This window comes from Anditalea andensis (assembly GCF_000714815.1).
Classification (GTDB): Bacteria; Bacteroidota; Bacteroidia; order Cytophagales; family Cyclobacteriaceae; genus Anditalea; species Anditalea andensis.
On the sequence record NZ_JMIH01000014.1, the window covers coordinates 228185 to 245087 of the forward strand.

The following is a 16903-nucleotide window of genomic DNA, read 5'->3' on the forward strand; positions in this document are numbered from 1 at the left end:
CATACATTACTTGATTGATTGATTACTTATGCGCAATTAAAACCTTATAGCCAATGAGGTATTTATGGCTGAATTACCCCTGCTAAACTTTCCCGCAGGAAGGTCATATACCGGATCAGGGCTAAAAAATTGGCGGAATTCGATACGGGCTAGGGCCCTTTCAGTTACTTCATAGTCCAGGTTCATCGATAGCCCAGTCACTTCCATTCCATTATTTAAAATCACCCCTTTCTTATCTGAGTAATAGTCAACTCTTGAGGCTATATATAAGTGGTCAAAGAACTTTCTTCTCAATGATAAGGTAGCCCCGTACCATTGGTTCAACTCGGTATTGATAGTAGATTCTATACCATAATCTGCACCGAAAGTTATACCCCAGCCATTAAAACTATACATGGTATAAAAATTATTGTAAAAACGGGGAAGGTATAAAGTTTGAGGATATTCATTCCCATAATAATTACTATAATTAATGATCATACCGTCCATGGGCCGGTAATTAATCCCCGCACCTAGTCCCAGTGATTGGTTTCTCTCTGTCCGCTGGACGTTTTGCCAGCCATTGGCCAGCCAGAGCGTGAGGTCCAAATTTTCGTTCCATGCATAGGATAATCTTCCTCCGGTGAGAAAGTAGGGGGAGTTTTCTGCAAGTAAGCTTCTGGAAAGGTGCCATGTTTCCATGCCCTCTGCACTCTCAAAACCAATATGGGAAGGCATAATACCCACATCCAACCAAAGGTTATCCAATAATTTCACTCCAACCGAAGCTTCATATACCATCTGTGCCCAAGCAGGCTCATCAGCTAAATTATACTGTGCATAAGTCCCAGTCATCAGGGCCAGATTACCTCTGATATTATCTTCTGAATAAGCAGCTCTCAGGAATGCCAGGTTCACACTGAATTCATTATGTCTTTTAAAATTAAAAAGAAAATCAGGTCTTAAGTGATCCTCTGGCTGGTTAAGATCATAAGTATAATATGTCTCTATGTATCCAGATACTTCCCAGCCTCCGGAAGAAAAAATCTGAGCATTACTGCTGAAAGCTATAATTGAAAAAAGGAAAACAAGAAGACATCTCATGCGGTCAGGTTTTAAAAAACATGAATGAAATTAAAGAAAAAAGCCCGTCAAACCGGGCTTTTTCTTTATTCTTAAAAAAGGGGTATTATATTTTTTTTGTTCTGAAAGACCTGTCATAAAGCTCAATACTTTCCAGGATAATCCTTTTGGCATCCTCTTTACCCAAAAAGTCTTCCACTTTTACTTCCTTGTTTTCCAGTTTTTTATAATCTTCAAAAAACCTGTGGATTTCTTTCATCAAATGTGGAGGCAGGGCGTCTATATCCTCAATATAATTAACTGACTGATCATCGGCTGCTACTGCTATAATTTTATCATCTGCTTCACCACCATCTATCATTCTCATTACACCTATCACCTTTGCTTTTACCAAAGTCATAGAAGGAATATCTATTTGAGAAATGATAAGTATATCTAGGGGATCATGGTCTTCACAGAAAGTCTGAGGAATAAACCCATAATTTGCAGGATAATGAACAGCGGAAAACAATACCCTGTCTAAAAGCAGCATGCCTGTTTTTTTATCTAACTCATATTTCCCTTTACTGCCCTTTGGAATTTCGATAACACCAGTGACAAATTCCGGTGCATCTTTCCCTATATGCACATCGTGCCATGGATTGATCATATCAAAAATAATTTATATTTCAACTTTTAAATAGCATGCAAAATTACGCCATTTAAAATGTATACAAAACAATCCTTTAGTATTTTAAATATATTTTTTGGTCTTCTTGTCTCACTGGCCGTTATTTTGCCGTATGGGCTTCAAAACATCCTAACTTATGAAATCGATCATGAGGAAACTATCAAAGATGTAGACTTTCATAGGGCACCTAAAAAATTAAAAAAACATGAGAAAATTACCCCTTACCTTTCTATTGGTATTCGCATTTTATATTACCCTTCATGCCCAGCAGGTTCAAACAGTGGAAGTAGAAGGTCAAAGTGAACTAAGGATCAAGCCTGATCAAGCCATCTTAGCTGTACAAGTTCAGCACAAAGCACCAAAAGCATCAGATGCCGCCCAGGGATTGAACAAGCAATCTCAGGAAATAGTTGAGCTGATGAAAAAAAGCAAACTTTCCGACTATGATCTAAAAACCAACAATTATCAAGTAAACATCAATAGGGTTTACACCAATAATACTATGAAAGAAAATGGTTACATAGCTACACAAACTATTAACATCACCATACGGGACCTGGATGGAGATTTGGTCAAAGCTGTAGATGCCTTAGGCCAGATAAAGGATTTACAATATTCCATCAGTTATATGTTATCTGACAGTTTAAAAAGCAGCTTAGAGAAAGAATTATTGACTGAAGCATTAAAAGATGCCCAGAAAAAAGCTGATATTATAAAAGATGCTATGGGACTTCAAGAAATAAAGGTGAATAAGATTGATTATAAACCACAGAACAGTTTTAACTTCCCTATATTCAGACAGGCAGCGGAATTTAGTATGGATGCCAGTGCCAAAGCTATGCCCGTATTACAGCCCGACGAGCAAAAAATTTCTGATAGAGTAGTAGTTAGTTACAGATTTGTTAATTGATAAATACTATAAAAATTTTAGCGCTCTCTTCCTCTATACTATATGGGGAAGAGAGACTTTCACTTTGGTTCCTTCATTCAGTGCGGAGCTGAGTTCTATTTCCCCACTGAGTTGCTCTACTGACTCCTTCACCATATAAAGCCCTATACCAGAGCCAACGTTCTGCTGGGTGGCCCGCTGAAATAAATTGAAGACTTCCTTTTGGTATTTTTCATCTATGCCTATCCCATTATCAATACATAGAATGGTACACCCATCATTTTTAACAGTTATACTTAAGCTGATTTTTTTATCTTTTTCGTGCTGCTTCTGAAAATTATAAGCATTGCTGAAGAGATTGTTCACGATTACCCTTAATTTGGCATCATCCGAATAAAACTCTTGCTCCTGCACTACATTCATTTGAACATCGATTTCGCTTAAGTCCCATTTCTCCTGATAAGCTGCATACTGCTGTTCCAGTAAGTGGGCCACGTCTATCTTAGTAAATTTATTGTCTATTTTAGTAGATCTATAAAAATCCAGCATTTTATAAATAAAATTATCCAGCTTATGCGTAGCAAGATCTATCATATTAAAATATTCAAGAATATCTGGATCATTTACTTCCAATTTAGCTAATTTGGATATACCAGAAATACTCATCAGTGGCCCTCTCAATTCATGGGAAAGACTGTAGACAAACTGATTCATTTCAGAATGGACTTTGTGCAGTTTCTCGTTTTTATAGGCCAGTTCTTTACGCGTAAAATAAATTTCCCCTGCATTTCTTACCGCATTTTTGATCTGTTCTATGTTCCATGGTTTGTCAATAAAACGGTGTACTTCTCCTTTATTGATGGCATCGATGACTGATTGTATATCCGAATATCCAGTCAGAAGAATCCTGATAGGCAATGGATTGACCTGAATCAATTTTTCAAAAAATTCCACTCCCGTCATCTCTGGCATACGCTGATCCGCTATTACCACTTGGTATTCAAACTCCCTGACCATCTCTAGCCCCTGCTTGGCATTCAAAGCGGTATTGACGTTAAACTCTTTTCTAAGACTGGCTTTGAATGAGTTCAAATTATTGTCTTCATCATCTATATACAGTACATTAACTTTCTGTCCTATCATATCATACTGGACTTTTGGTTAATCGGCAGTTTGATGATAAATGAAGTTCCGGCATCCGGCACCGTTTCTACTTCCAATGATCCATGATGCTTTTCGATAATCGAATAAACGATGGATAGGCCTAGTCCCGTACCTTTACCTACAGGTTTGGTAGTAAAGAAAGGCTCAAATATCCTTTCTTTAACGTGAGCAGGGATCCCTGGTCCGTTGTCTATTATTTCTATTCTGGCAAATTCTCCCTCTGTGGAAGTTTTGATGACTATAACTGGATTAGGGTTAGTGGCTAGGTTTTCAGTAAGCGCATGTACAGCATTGTTGACTATATTCATAAACACCTGATTTATTTTACCAGCAAGGCAATCCACCATTGGCAATTCACCAAAGTCTTTTACTATCTTGATTTTATTGGACATAGAACTGTTCAGGAGAACCAAGGTACTGTTGATCCCTGAATGTAAATCTACTTTCTTGACATCTTGTTCATCAACTCTCGAAAAAAGTTTTAATCCTTTGACTATTTCCACAGTACGCTTGGCTCCATCCTCCATACCCTGCAGCAGCTGGGTAATTTCTTCCTTCACATATTCCAGGTCGATGTCCCTTTCTAGTCTGGATAGTTCCTTTAAAGTTTCAGCATTGAATTCTTGCAGCCCTTTATCTCTATATGCCTCCATTATTTCCAGTACATCCCCGATATCCCTTTTCAGTGGATTGATATTTGAACTCACAAAATTGATAGGGTTGTTGATTTCATGCGCCACACCTGCGGTTAATTGACCCAAAGAAGCCATTTTTTCTTGGTTGACCAGTTGAGTTTGGGTATTCTGGAGATTTCTCAAGGTGACTTCCAGTTCATGGGTGCGGCTTTGTACTTTTTCCTCTAAGATGGCATTCTGTTCGCGGATAAGCCTTTCATTTTCTTTTACTGCTTCTAGTCTGTCGTGCTGCTCTTGTTCCTTTTCTTTTTTTAGTATATTAATTCTGTCTGCCAGTGCGAGGGATAATAATATGGCTTCTATCGCTGTTCCCAAAAGCATAGGTAAAGTAGATAATGAACTGGAAGGAATTATTCCTTGATTTTGAAAAACGTATATTAAAAGACCTACTAAAAAAGTACCCCAAGCTATTAAAAAGAAAACTGCTGGTCTTGAACCTTTCCGGGCAATAGTGATTCCTATAGTTATAAATAATATCACTCCCACAAATCCTGTAATATCTATAATTCTATAACTAATCTCAACAAAACCCAATAATCTCACTATTATACCTGCTATATATAAAATAATAATGATTATTAGAAGTTTATCTAAAGCAGGTACAAAATATTTAGTTTTTAAAAAACTCTTTATAAATAAGACAGCTAATACCCCAGCAATAGCTGGGAAGACTATTATGCTTAAACTGAATAAATAAGGATTTTCTCCGAGTATATAAATATGGGAAAATCCAAGTAAAGATAACTGTGCTAATCCTATAAATAATACATATAAGGAATAATACATATAAACCTTATCTTCAATGATAAAATACAGTATAATATTATACAAAAATAGGGCAAGCATTAACCCAACATATATATTAATTAATAGCATTCTATTGGAATATATTTTTAAAAAAGACTCTTTTTCTTCTACAATCACATTGAATCCGATAGGGTCATTGGATGTAATTACAGCTATAAACTCTCCTTCCTTTAAATCAGCATAAGATATTTCAAAAATAGGACGGGGATATGTTAAAGGGTTAGATAATTTATTACTTGTCCCTGAGCTATTAAATAATTTTAACTGGCCATTTTCTTCTATATATAAATCCAGTTTATGAAACAATGGACTTGTGAACTCCAATACATAGGCTTCATTCTCATTAAAAGTCCTACCCTTAAAATTAAACCCTACTATAAATTTATCTTTTATAAATCCATGAGATATATTACCATTAATTTCATCTATTAAACTAAGCTCATTTATATTTTTAATATAGTCTGTATCACTGTGGTATAAACTAAAAACTTTTACTTGATTCACATTGTTTGCATTAAAATATTGCAAACTTACAACCAATGATATTAAAATTAATATAAAAAAAAATAAAATTATTGCAATTTTTTTATTTGGTTTTATTTTACTATCCATGACTAGTAGATGTCAAATGTGGTAACTTCAAATCAAATTCCACATCCATAGAACCTTTTGGCCCTGTTTCCTGCGATAAATGGCTTAAATTATTCCTCAATTTAAAAATAAAGTCTCGATCCTCGAAATGAGCAGATGATAGATTTTCAATATCATCTATTTCAAGAGCAGTTGCTATTAATCCTTCCTTAGGATAAAAAAATTTTCCATTATCTCCTAAAGTCGATATAATTCTGAAACCAACTTTATAACAGTTTCTTAATGTAGCTGGTGAACAAAATGCCAGTAATCTTTTTATGTTTAATTGTGAGCTAATGGCTACACCTACCCTGCCTAAATATATACTTCCGATCCCATATCCTGCTACTTCTTTAGAATTCCATAATCCACAGAGCTCTGCCATTTCTAATGGTTTAAAATCACTTATATAATCTAAAATCTTAGCATCTAAATCTTTAGTCGCTTCTACTACTGGAAGGGGAAATGCTTCTGAATTTAATTGAATTCTAGCGCCTCCCAAAATTCTATTATCATCAATAGCTTCTACTAATATTAAATAGACATTGGAATCTTCAGTCCAAGATGTATCAGCAGAGGTAACTTTAGTTACTCCATAGGTTGCCAAGACATTTAAATGTCCTTGTATATATTTCTCCGTAGCTTCCGAATCATCTTTAGCTTTTATAATTCTTACCTTAACCTTCATATCTAGCATTTAAATATTCATCCAAATCAATATATAATCTCATTGAGACATCTGTTTCCCCTAATAGTATTACTCTAGCAAAATGGGAACAAGCAGCTCCTCCCAACAGTACTGAGGAACCTATCTGCGGCCATGTAGACAGGGTTCTTCCTATTTCCATGAAACTTTCCCTACCCCTTATAGAAATTTTATCAAAATCAACGATACTCATAAAATAAGCCTGCGCATGCTCAGACATTCCTGCCAATAATTGACTTTCCTCTCCAAATTGAGCAAGCTTACCATGAAATATAGGCCTTTTGGGTTCCAAATCAAACCTTTCTATGTCAATCATTCCCCTATCACTGGTATCCATCAAGACAGGAATGTTTAATGATTTGGCCATCAGGCGGCTACTTATCTTTATATCCAGACTATCACACTCTTCTATTAATAGATCGAGATTCCCCCCCTCTGTAAAAAATTGAAGCATATTTTCAGCCGTTACACCCTTATCATATACGGTTACCTTTAAGTACGGATCAAGTTCTGCTATCTCTCTGGCCACTATATTGACTTTTGAATCACCCAGATTACATACGCTGGACCTGATCCTGTTCAGGTTGCTTAAATCCAAAGTGTCAAAATCCGCAATCCTAAGCTCGCCGAAAGAACGCTCCATCGCCAAACTGACCGCCACACTCTGGCCTACAGACAAACCTATCACCCCGACTGCCTTGGTAGATAATACCTCCTGCTCTTCTAGAGTAATCTTGTTCTTGTTTCTTGCAGTACGCACCCTGATAAAATATGCTTCCTTCAGTAAGACCACAAGAGTATTTCTCCAAGGATAATATATATAGTTACTCAGGGTATCTATCGGATGTGTTTTTAAATATTCCTCCGTCTCCAGTGCCAATTCACTTTGTGTATACCGTCTGGAAGGATGTTCTATCTTAATCAATTCCCCTATCTGGGAAGAAAGGGTGTCTTTGATAATTAAACCCGGAATGTTGCGGATTTTATTTAATATCTGGATATCTGTCTCTGACGTGGGGTCTAATATAATAGGTCTAAAATCAGTATCCTTAAAGGACTGTAAACATTCTTTCATGAAAGCTTTGATAAAAATAGTTCTAAATTGCAGGTAAAGTTATATTTAAGAATTTAAAATAGAACATATTTGTATAAAAATAATTATTGGTACCTAAAAAAACGTATTATACCATAATAAAAAAGCTTATTAACAACAGGATAGCTTTATAATAAAATAAAACCACCGCGTGATCTAAATTTTAATTAAATCATATCCAAAAAAATACCTAATTTAGCATATAATTCTATAATGTGTCGGAGAGCAATAAATGAAAGATTCAGAAGAAAAAATTAAGGTTTTATATGTAGATGATGAAGTTAACAACCTTCATGCATTCAAAGCTACCTTTAGAAGGGAATACCAGATCTTCTTAGCAGAATCAGCTGATGAAGCCAGGAAAATCCTAGATGAGGAGGATATCGAGATCATCATTACTGATCAACGGATGCCTAATGAGACTGGTGTCGAGTTTTTAGAATCTATCATCCCCCCTCATCCTGATCCTATGAGGATTCTCTTAACAGGATTTACAGACATACAGGCAGTAATAGATGCCATAAATAAAGGTCAAGTCTATCATTATCTCACTAAGCCTTGGGAGGAGGATTATATGAGGACTGTAGTAAAAAATGCATTTGAGGTATTTGAACTTCGAAGAAAAAATGCCCAGCTCACCAAAAGCCTATTAAAAGCCAATGATCAGCTGGAGTTTTTATTGAGACAAAATCTGCTTTCTTAATAACGCGCGGCTAAAAGTAACTGTAGCTCTTTATGGGTCATTAGAAATTTTCTTCCCAAATGGGCATTGGTGAGGCTACCTCTATAGGTATATACTCCTTTCATAAACCATTTATAATTAAATATCATCTCTTCTGCACCACCCAGGTCTGCCATCTGAAGTAAGATCGGTGTAAATATATTACTCAATGCTACCGAAGCTGTACGGGAGACCCTGGATGCAATGTTGGGAACACAGTAATGAATGATATCATATTTATTAAATGTAGGTTCTTCATGCGTAGTCATTTCTGAAGTTTCTATACAGCCTCCCTGGTCTATACTGACATCTATGATGATGCTGCCGGGCATCATAGCCGCCACCATTTCTTCTGACACCACTATTTTGGTTTTGCCCTTCTCCGCTCTTAATGCTCCTATGACCACATCAGCCTCTTTAAGCGCCTGGCCTAGGGTGTAATTGTCTATAGTGGAAGTATAAACCTGCTGGCCCAAAAGCTGTTTAATCCTCCTCAATTTATAGATATGGTTATCGAAAATCTTAATAGTGGCTCCTAGCCCTAAAGCCGTCCGGGCAGCATACTCTGCTACTGTCCCTGCCCCTATTATCACTACCTGGGTAGGCGGCACACCGGTAATCCCCCCCAATATAAGCCCTTTTCCATCATTAACACTGCTTAGGTACTCGGCTGCTACCAGCATCACGGTGCTTCCTGCTATTTCACTCATGGCACGTACCACTGGCATGCCCCCGACCTTATCCTCAAGATTTTCAAAAGCTACTGCAGTGATCTTTTTCCTATTTAGGGCATGGATAAAATCAGCATTCTGCTTCCCAAGCTGTAAAGCAGAAATCAGGCAGGCACCTGGGCGCATAAATGCGATTTCATCTTCCTTTGGCGGCTCTACTTTAAGCACTACTTCGGCATCAAATGCCTCTTTGGCACTGTAGACCACTTTTGCGCCTGCATCAGAATAATCCTTATCTGAAAACTTGGAGTATTTACCTGCGTTTGACTCCACCATCACCCGCTGTCCATTATTGACAAGCAATGCTACTGCTTCTGGAGTGAGCACCACTCTCTTTTCCTGAAAAGCCACTTCTCTGGGCAGCCCTATCAATAAAGCATTTTTAGAATTTTTAGTTTTTTCTACTGCCTCCTTCGGATAAAGCTTAGTCTCTGAAGCTATTTCTGCCAACTTATCTGCCATCTCTGATGATGTTTATGGTAATGATCCTTTCTTGATTTTCCCCTACCGATATATCTATTAAAGCAAAATCACCTGGAATATATGCGGCTACTTTTTCAGCCCATTCTATCCAGCAATATTGGCCGCTATAAAAGTATTCATCCACTCCTATATCCAATGCTTCCACAGGATCTTCTACCCTATAAAAATCAAAATGAAAATATAGCTCCCCCCTAGTATCCTGATATTCATTTACTAAGGAAAAGGTAGGACTGCTTACCTGATCCACTATTTGGAAATGCTCAGCTATCCCTTTTATTATAGTAGTCTTCCCTGCTCCCATCTGCCCTTTAAACACCCATATGGTCTCGTTTTTACAGATGTCTATAATGCGCATGACAGCTTCCGATAGCTGGGAAAGCTTTGAACAATAGATACGTTCCAAATTAATAATTCTTAGGTGTAAGGTGCACCAAAGGTACGATTATTTCTTCCAAAGATACTCCTCCATGCTGAAAGGTATCCTTATAATAATTTACGTAATAGTTATAATTGTTTGGATAGGCAAAGAAATAATCTTCCACTGCAAAGACGTAGCTGGTAGAAATATTAAATTTTGGAAGTTTAGCTTCATCTGGTTTATTGATCTCAAAAACTTTTCCAGACTCAAAATTTAAATTCTTGCCCTGTTTATATCTTAGGTTGGTAGTGACAGTTCTGTCACCGATAATTTTATATGGCCTGTGCACCCTTTTAGTACCATGGTCTGTAGTTACGACAACTTCCGCCCCTGACTCACTGATTTTTTTAAATAACTCAAACAAGGAGGAATGGGTAAACCAGCTTTCAGTAAGTGACCGATAAGCTGATTCATTTGGGGCCAGTTCTTTGATCATTTTCATATCTGTCCGGGCATGGGACATCATATCTACAAAATTATATACCAGTACATTCAGGTCGTTATTGATCAGATTAGTAAAATTATCCAGAACGGCTTTTCCTTGGTTCACCTGAAGAATTTTATGGTAAGAAGATTTTATGTTTAACCGGTTCTTCTGAATATTTACCTTCAAAAATTCCTCTTCGTGATTATTTTTACCTTCATCAGTATCCTCTCCTTCCCAAAGATCAGGGTGGAAACGTGCCATATCTATCGGCATCATACCACTGAACAATGCATTACGGGCATAAGCAGTGGTGGTAGGAAGAATACTATAATAAGTCTCATCACTCTCCACATTAAAGTGAGGACTTAGCAGTGGTTCTATAATTTCCCACTGATCTAGCCTTAGGTTATCAATGACAATAAAGAACAGCGGTTTCCCTTCTTTGAGTTTAGGAAATACTTTTTCTTTCATCACTTGATGGGAGAGTATTGGTTTTTCGATGTTTGGCTCATTGAGCCAATCCAGATAATTTTCCTTTATAAATTTAGCAAAGTTGGCATTGGCTTCAGTTTTCTGAGTGTCCAGAACCTCCTGCATGCTTTTATTCTCTGTTTTATCTATTTCGAGTTCCCAGTAGGTAAGTTTGGTATATATATCGGACCATTCTTTATGGTCTATGGCATCATTATAGGCCATGCTGATGTTTCGAAAATCCTGTTGATAAAAAAGATTGGTCTTTTCGGTAATAAGCTGCTTGTTTTGAAGGATCTTTTTTACAGAAAGCAGGATCTGGTTTGGATTGATAGGTTTAATGAGATAATCGGCTATTTTGCCTCCTATGGCATCATCCATAATATGCTCTTCCTCACTTTTGGTGATCATCACCACTGGGGTCTGAGGCTTGAGGATTTTTACCTGCTGAAGTGTCTCCAGTCCAGTCATCCCAGGCATCATTTCATCCAAAAAAATAACATCGAAGTTTTGCTCCTCTACTTTTTCTATAGCATCCACTCCGCTATTTACTGTAGTAATCTCATATCCCTTTTGTTCTAGGAACATTATATGGGGTTTTAACAGATCAATTTCGTCATCAGCCCAAAGGATTTTAAATTTTTGCATATTAATTGGTTTATATCTTTTAAAATTATAATTACTTTTGGCCTTTATCACAAAAACACAGGTCCTTGAAAAGCCATAAAATTCTTAATGATCCTGTTTATGGTTTTATTACCATACCCAGCGAGCTTATCTTTGCCATCATAGACCACCCATACTTCCAGAGGTTACGCAGAATCAAACAATTGGGTTTGACTGACTTCATTTATCCAGGTGCTCTTCATACTCGGTTTCACCATGCTATAGGGGCTATGCACCTGATGAGCATCACCTTGGACAATTTAAGAAATAAAGGTCATGAAATAAATAATGATGAATATGAATCGGCACTTATCGCCATTCTTCTTCATGATATAGGCCACGGGCCCTTTTCACACGCCCTGGAATTTAGCCTGCTAAAGGACATCCATCATGAATCGATGTCCCTTATGATCATCAAGTCATTGAATATAGAATTCAACAACCAGTTAGACCTTGCCCTTAAAATCTTTACAGGCAAGTATGAAAGAAAATTTTTCCACCAATTGGTATCAAGCCAGTTGGATATAGACCGTCTGGACTACCTACAGCGTGACTGTTATTTCACCGGCGTATCGGAAGGGACTATAGGTGCAGACAGGATCATCAAAATGATGAACATCAAAGATGATGCCTTGGTCATAGAAGAAAAAGGCATTTATAGTATAGAAAACTTTTTGAGTGCTCGAAGATTGATGTACTGGCAAGTATATTTACATAAAACAACCGTGAGTGCTGAAAAGATGCTGATCAACCTCATCTCCAGGGCAAAAGATGTACAGCAGTCAGGCATAAATCTAAAAGGTTCTGAGGCCTTTATCCATTTACTGCAAAACAATTATACGCTGGAAGACTTTAAAAAGTCCCCTGCTTTATTGGAAATCTTCACAGAACTGGATGATTATGATATATGGGGTGCAGTAAAACAGTGGAAAAAAGACGGCGATTATGTACTGAACAACATATCTAATATGTTCTTAAACAGAAACCTATTTAAAATAGAATTAAGAAGCGCACCTTTTGGGCCTTCAGAACTAGAAGAAATAAAGCGGAGAACAATTAAAAAACTCAATATTCCTGAAGAGGACCTACGTTACTTCTATTCATATGGCAGTATCAGTAATAATGCCTATGTGGCCAAAGACAGGATACTTATCTACACCAAAAAAGGTGAAGTGATGGATGTGGCCAAAGCTGCAGACCTGCCAAATATAAAAGCGATGAGCAAAATAGTGAAAAAACATTACGCTTGTCGCGCTAAAAATTTAACTTTGCCTTCACATTAAATTAAACCCCATGGAATTTACCGTCAATCAAGTAGCTGAGCTTTTGAATGGAAAAGTGGAAGGTGATGGCTCACTCAAGGTAAGCAGGCTTGATAAAATACAGGAAGGTAAGCCCGGAAGCATCAGTTTCCTGTCTAACCTGAAATATGAACCTTACCTATACACTACCCAAGCCAGTGCAGTTATTGTTCAGGAAGATCTAAAACCTTCGAAAGCCATACATACGAATCTGATCAGGGTAAAAGATCCCTATAGCGGTTTTACCCAGCTTCTGGAAGCCTATGCTTTAATGATCCGGGCAGATAAATCAGGGGTAGAGCAGCCCAGCTTTATGGACGAGTCCAGCATCATGGGGGAAAATGGATATCGAGCAGCTTTTTCGTATATTGGCAAAAATTCAGTTATAGGTAATAATGTAAAAATCCATGCTCAGGCAGTAATAGGGGATGACGTAAGCATTGGAGACCACTGTATCATCCATCCTGGGGCGAGGATTCTAAATCAAAGCAAAATAGGCAACCACTGTGAGATTCATTCTAATGCAGTAATCGGTTCGGATGGATTTGGATTTGCTCCTCAGTCAGACGGGACCTATAAAAACATCCCCCAGCTGGGGAATGTGGTACTAGAGGACTATGTGAGCATAGGAGCTGGGACTACCATTGACCGGGCCACATTAGGATCTACTGTTATTAAAAAAGGGGTAAAAATAGATAACCTGGTACAAATAGCACATAATGTGGTCATTGGTGAAAACACGGTGATAGCAGCGCAGGCCGGTATTTCGGGCTCCACGGAAGTGGGCAAAAACTGCATTCTTGCAGGTAAAGCAGGTTTGATTGGCCACTTGAAAATAGCAGACAGGACCACTATAGGAGCCAATACAGGTATTTCCAAATCTATAATAGAAGAAGGTACCACAGTACACGGATACATGGGATTCAAAATCAAGGATTTTCTAAAATCCTATGCCATATTTAAAAAATTGCCTGAGCTACAAAACAAAATGATAGATCTCGAAAAAAAACTTTAAATTCGCAGGTTAAAATATAACGGATTTTTTATAATTCGAAATTAACATTCTTAATGAAAGTAAAACAGCATACCATAGGAAGACAGGTAGCCGTCACCGGAGTGGGATTACACACTGGCGTGGTGACTACCATGACATTTGTCCCAGCTCCTCCGAACCACGGCTATAAATTTCAGAGAACAGATCTAGAAGGGCAGCCTATCATAGATGCTGACGTGGACAATGTAGTGGATGTCTCAAGAGGCACTACTCTCGAACAAAGTGGGGCCAGGGTATTTACAGTCGAGCACGTGCTGGCTGCATTGGTAGGTCTAGAATTAGACAATGTCCTGATCCAACTGGATGGACCAGAACCTCCTATCATGGACGGCAGTTCGATCCAGTTTATAAGTGTTCTGGAAGAAGCAGGACTGCAAGAACAAAACGCATTGAGAAGGTTTTTTGAAGTACCTGAAAGCATCCATTATAGAGATACCGGCCGAGAAGTGGAAATGGCAGCCTTGCCACTGGATGACTATAGGGTTACCGTGATGGTAGATTACAACTCCCCTGTCCTCGGAAGCCAGCATGCCTCTATCACTGATATAAGCCAGTTTAAATCTGAGATAGCTTCCTGTAGAACATTCTGTTTCCTTCATGAACTGGAAATGCTCTATAACCAAAACCTTATCAAAGGTGGTGATCTAAACAATGCTATTGTGGTCGTAGACCGGGTAGTAGAGGAAAAAGAACTTGCCTCACTGGCCAAAATGTTTAATAAACCAAAGGTAGAGGTAAGAAAGGAAGGGATTCTAAACAATGTAGAGTTAAGGTATAAGAATGAGCCAGCCAGGCATAAACTATTAGATGTAGTGGGTGACCTGGCGTTGGTCGGCAGGCCGCTGAAGGCACAGATTCTTGCAGCCCGACCTGGACATGCCGCCAATGTGGCCTTTGCCAAAAAGCTTAAAAGGGCTATGGAAAAATCTGGGCCCAGTCATATCCCCCATTATGACCCTAAGCTGCCTCCTGTTCTGGATATAAATCAGATAAGTAATATACTTCCCCACAGATATCCGTTCCAATTATTGGATAAAGTAATCTACCTAGATGATACTGTGGTGGCAGGTGTAAAAAATGTTACTATAAACGAACCATTTTTTATGGGCCATTTCCCAAACAATCCGGTCATGCCTGGTGTGCTTCAAGTAGAAGCAATGGCACAGACCGGAGGCATCCTAGTGCTCAGCACTGTAGATGATCCTGAAAATTATTGGACTTATTTTCTAGGTATAGAAAATTGTAAGTTCAGAAAAATGGTAATTCCAGGAGATACCCTAATTTTTAAATGTGAACTGTTAGCCCCCATCAGAAGAGGAATAGCAAAAATGAAAGGAGAGGCTTATGTAGGCACTACTTTAGTTTGTGAAGCCGTGATGACTGCTAGTATTGTAAGAAAAGAAGTATGATAAGCAATTTATCCCATATAAATGACCAAGCTGTTATAGGTAAAGATGTTACCATTGATCCTTTTACAGTCATTCACGAAAATGTAAAGATTGGAGCGGGGACTTGGATAGGCTCCAATGTTACCATCTATCCAGGTGCTATTATAGGTGAAAACTGTAAGATTTTCCCTGGTGCGGTAATATCTGCAGTACCCCAGGACCTTAAATTCCAAGGGGAAGAATCAACCGTAGAAATAGGAGATAATACTACCATCAGGGAATGTGTAACTATCAACAGAGGAACCATCGACAAGCGAATGACCAAAGTTGGAAGCAACTGTCTGCTAATGGCTTATGTCCATATAGCCCATGATTGTATATTAGGTAACCATGTAATCATCGCCAACGCCGTCCAAGTGGCAGGCCATGTAAACATAGATGATTACGCTTTTATAGGAGGCAGTAGTGCGGTACACCAATTTGTCAAAGTCGGCGTACACTCTATGATTTCCGGCGGGTCATTGGTAAGAAAAGATGTACCTCCCTATACCAAAGCAGCTCGCGAACCCCTAAGTTATGCTGGAATAAATTCACTTGGACTTAGACGTAGAGGATTTTCCAGTGAAGCGATCAGTAATATACAGGAGGTATATAGATATCTTTTCCTTAACAGTTTGAATAATTCCAGAGCACTGGAAGAAATAGAAATAAACCTCCCCGCCACCAAAGAAAGGGATGAAATCATTAATTTCATCCGGTCTTCTGAAAGAGGTGTGATGAAAGGATATATTAATTGATATGCTAGGTATCAAATTAGACCAAGCTGGGAAAAGATACCAATATGAATGGATATTTAAAAGCCTCAGCTTGGACTTTGAGCCTAATAACAGGATAGCTGTCACCGGAAGTAATGGTTCAGGTAAATCCACACTCCTTAAATGCGTGGCTGGCCTTATCCCTTTTACTGAAGGCAAGGTAAGCTATCACTTAGGTCAAACGGCTATATCTGAAGCAGATATTTTCTCTTATCTTGCCATCAGTGCTCCATACATGGAGCTTCCGGAAGAGTTTACACTGATAGAATTACTGCATTTTCATTTTAAATTTAAAAATAAAATCTCCAATGTTTCCATTCAGGAGATGATGGATATCATGTATTTAAATGAATCAAAAGATAAACAGGTTCAATTTTTTTCCAGTGGAATGAAGCAAAGACTCAAACTGGGATTATGCTTTTTTTCAGATGTTCCCTTATTACTGCTAGACGAGCCTACCTCTAATTTAGACCAAAAAGGTGTTGACTGGTACCTGGAGATGTTAGCTCTATATGGCAGTTCTAAATCCATTCTCATCTGTTCAAATGACACTCGGGAATATGCCAACTGCCATAAAATAATTGAAATGGAAAATTTCAAAATAAAACGAAGGGATTAACTTCCTCATATATTGAAGGTGAAGCGGTAATGGATTCCACAGTTATAATATATAATTAAAAAGGTAGTCCTATAAAAAATAGTAGCGAAGGTG

General features: G+C 38.0%; 16 protein-coding genes. 7 read left to right on the top strand and 9 right to left on the bottom strand.

Translation table 11 applies throughout. The features are described 5' to 3' along the window. Positions 1–36 precede the first annotated feature (36 nt). Complete coding sequence (locus tag EL17_RS04580) at positions 37–1083, bottom strand: outer membrane beta-barrel protein (protein ID WP_035070840.1); 1047 nt, start codon at positions 1081–1083, stop codon at positions 37–39. 85 nt (positions 1084–1168) lie between these two features. Next, positions 1169–1711, bottom strand: a complete 543-nt coding sequence (locus EL17_RS04585; protein ID WP_035070844.1) for an inorganic diphosphatase — start codon at positions 1709–1711, stop codon at positions 1169–1171. Between the two features lie 226 nt (positions 1712–1937). Between EL17_RS04585 and EL17_RS04590 the strand changes: the two genes are divergently transcribed. Beyond that, a complete protein-coding gene (locus tag EL17_RS04590; protein WP_035070847.1) occupies positions 1938–2642 on the top strand; it encodes an SIMPL domain-containing protein in 705 nt (234 codons plus the stop codon). A gap of 33 nt (positions 2643–2675) precedes the next feature. Here the strand turns inward: EL17_RS04590 and EL17_RS04595 are convergent, their stop codons facing one another. From EL17_RS04595 to EL17_RS04610, 4 genes are all read right to left on the bottom strand, one after another. Continuing rightward, a complete protein-coding gene (locus EL17_RS04595) occupies positions 2676–3761 on the bottom strand; it encodes a hybrid sensor histidine kinase/response regulator (protein ID WP_164674991.1) in 1086 nt (361 codons plus the stop codon). Further along, positions 3761–5791, bottom strand: coding sequence for a 7TM diverse intracellular signaling domain-containing protein (locus EL17_RS04600; protein ID WP_240485935.1), 2031 nt, complete (start codon positions 5789–5791; stop codon positions 3761–3763). The genes EL17_RS04595 and EL17_RS04600 overlap by 1 nt, the downstream gene beginning before the upstream one ends. Before the next feature lie 100 nt (positions 5792–5891). Beyond that, positions 5892–6605 carry a hypothetical protein gene (locus EL17_RS04605; RefSeq protein ID WP_035072061.1) on the bottom strand — a complete coding sequence of 238 codons (714 nt, stop codon included), beginning with the start codon at positions 6603–6605 and terminating at the stop codon, positions 5892–5894. Continuing rightward, positions 6595–7698 carry a ThiF family adenylyltransferase gene (locus tag EL17_RS04610; RefSeq protein WP_035070859.1) on the bottom strand — a complete coding sequence of 368 codons (1104 nt, stop codon included), beginning with the start codon at positions 7696–7698 and terminating at the stop codon, positions 6595–6597. Before EL17_RS04610 ends, EL17_RS04605 begins: the two co-directional genes overlap by 11 nt. 250 nt (positions 7699–7948) lie before the next feature. On the opposite strand from EL17_RS04610, the gene EL17_RS04615 reads away from it, so the two are divergent. Next, the gene (locus EL17_RS04615; RefSeq protein ID WP_035070862.1) at positions 7949–8419 is read left to right on the top strand and encodes a response regulator; all 471 of its coding nucleotides are present in this window, start codon (positions 7949–7951) and stop codon (positions 8417–8419) included. Here the strand turns inward: EL17_RS04615 and EL17_RS04620 are convergent. From EL17_RS04620 to porX, 3 genes are read right to left on the bottom strand one after another with little or no spacing between them, the layout of a single operon-like run. Beyond that, a complete protein-coding gene (locus EL17_RS04620; RefSeq protein ID WP_035070865.1) occupies positions 8416–9630 on the bottom strand; it encodes an alanine dehydrogenase in 1215 nt (404 codons plus the stop codon). The two genes, EL17_RS04615 and EL17_RS04620, sit on opposite strands and share 4 nt — an antisense overlap. Beyond that, positions 9620–10054, bottom strand: a complete 435-nt coding sequence (gene tsaE / locus EL17_RS04625) for a tRNA (adenosine(37)-N6)-threonylcarbamoyltransferase complex ATPase subunit type 1 TsaE (protein WP_035070869.1) — start codon at positions 10052–10054, stop codon at positions 9620–9622. Before tsaE ends, EL17_RS04620 begins: the two co-directional genes overlap by 11 nt. A gap of 1 nt (position 10055) precedes the next feature. Next, on the bottom strand, positions 10056–11615 hold the full coding sequence (porX, locus tag EL17_RS04630; RefSeq protein ID WP_035072063.1) for a T9SS response regulator signal transducer PorX: 1560 nt from the start codon (positions 11613–11615) through the stop codon (positions 10056–10058). Between the two features lie 65 nt (positions 11616–11680). On the opposite strand from porX, the gene EL17_RS04635 reads away from it, so the two are divergent. From EL17_RS04635 to EL17_RS04655, 5 genes are read left to right on the top strand one after another with little or no spacing between them, the layout of a single operon-like run. Further along, on the top strand, positions 11681–12916 hold the full coding sequence (locus EL17_RS04635) for an HD domain-containing protein (protein ID WP_035070871.1): 1236 nt from the start codon (positions 11681–11683) through the stop codon (positions 12914–12916). Positions 12917–12926: 10 nt separating this feature from the next. Next, positions 12927–13949: a UDP-3-O-(3-hydroxymyristoyl)glucosamine N-acyltransferase gene (lpxD, locus tag EL17_RS04640; protein WP_035070874.1), complete on the top strand. Its 1023-nt coding sequence runs from the start codon at positions 12927–12929 to the stop codon at positions 13947–13949. A gap of 53 nt (positions 13950–14002) precedes the next feature. After that, the gene (locus EL17_RS04645) at positions 14003–15397 is read left to right on the top strand and encodes a bifunctional UDP-3-O-[3-hydroxymyristoyl] N-acetylglucosamine deacetylase/3-hydroxyacyl-ACP dehydratase (RefSeq protein WP_035070875.1); all 1395 of its coding nucleotides are present in this window, start codon (positions 14003–14005) and stop codon (positions 15395–15397) included. Further along, entirely contained in the window at positions 15394–16173 is a 780-nt protein-coding gene (gene lpxA / locus EL17_RS04650; RefSeq protein ID WP_035070877.1) for an acyl-ACP--UDP-N-acetylglucosamine O-acyltransferase, read from the top strand. The genes EL17_RS04645 and lpxA overlap by 4 nt, the downstream gene beginning before the upstream one ends. Position 16174: 1 nt before the next feature. After that, positions 16175–16810: an ABC transporter ATP-binding protein gene (locus EL17_RS04655; protein WP_035070879.1), complete on the top strand. Its 636-nt coding sequence runs from the start codon at positions 16175–16177 to the stop codon at positions 16808–16810. The last annotated feature ends 93 nt before the right edge of the window (positions 16811–16903 follow it).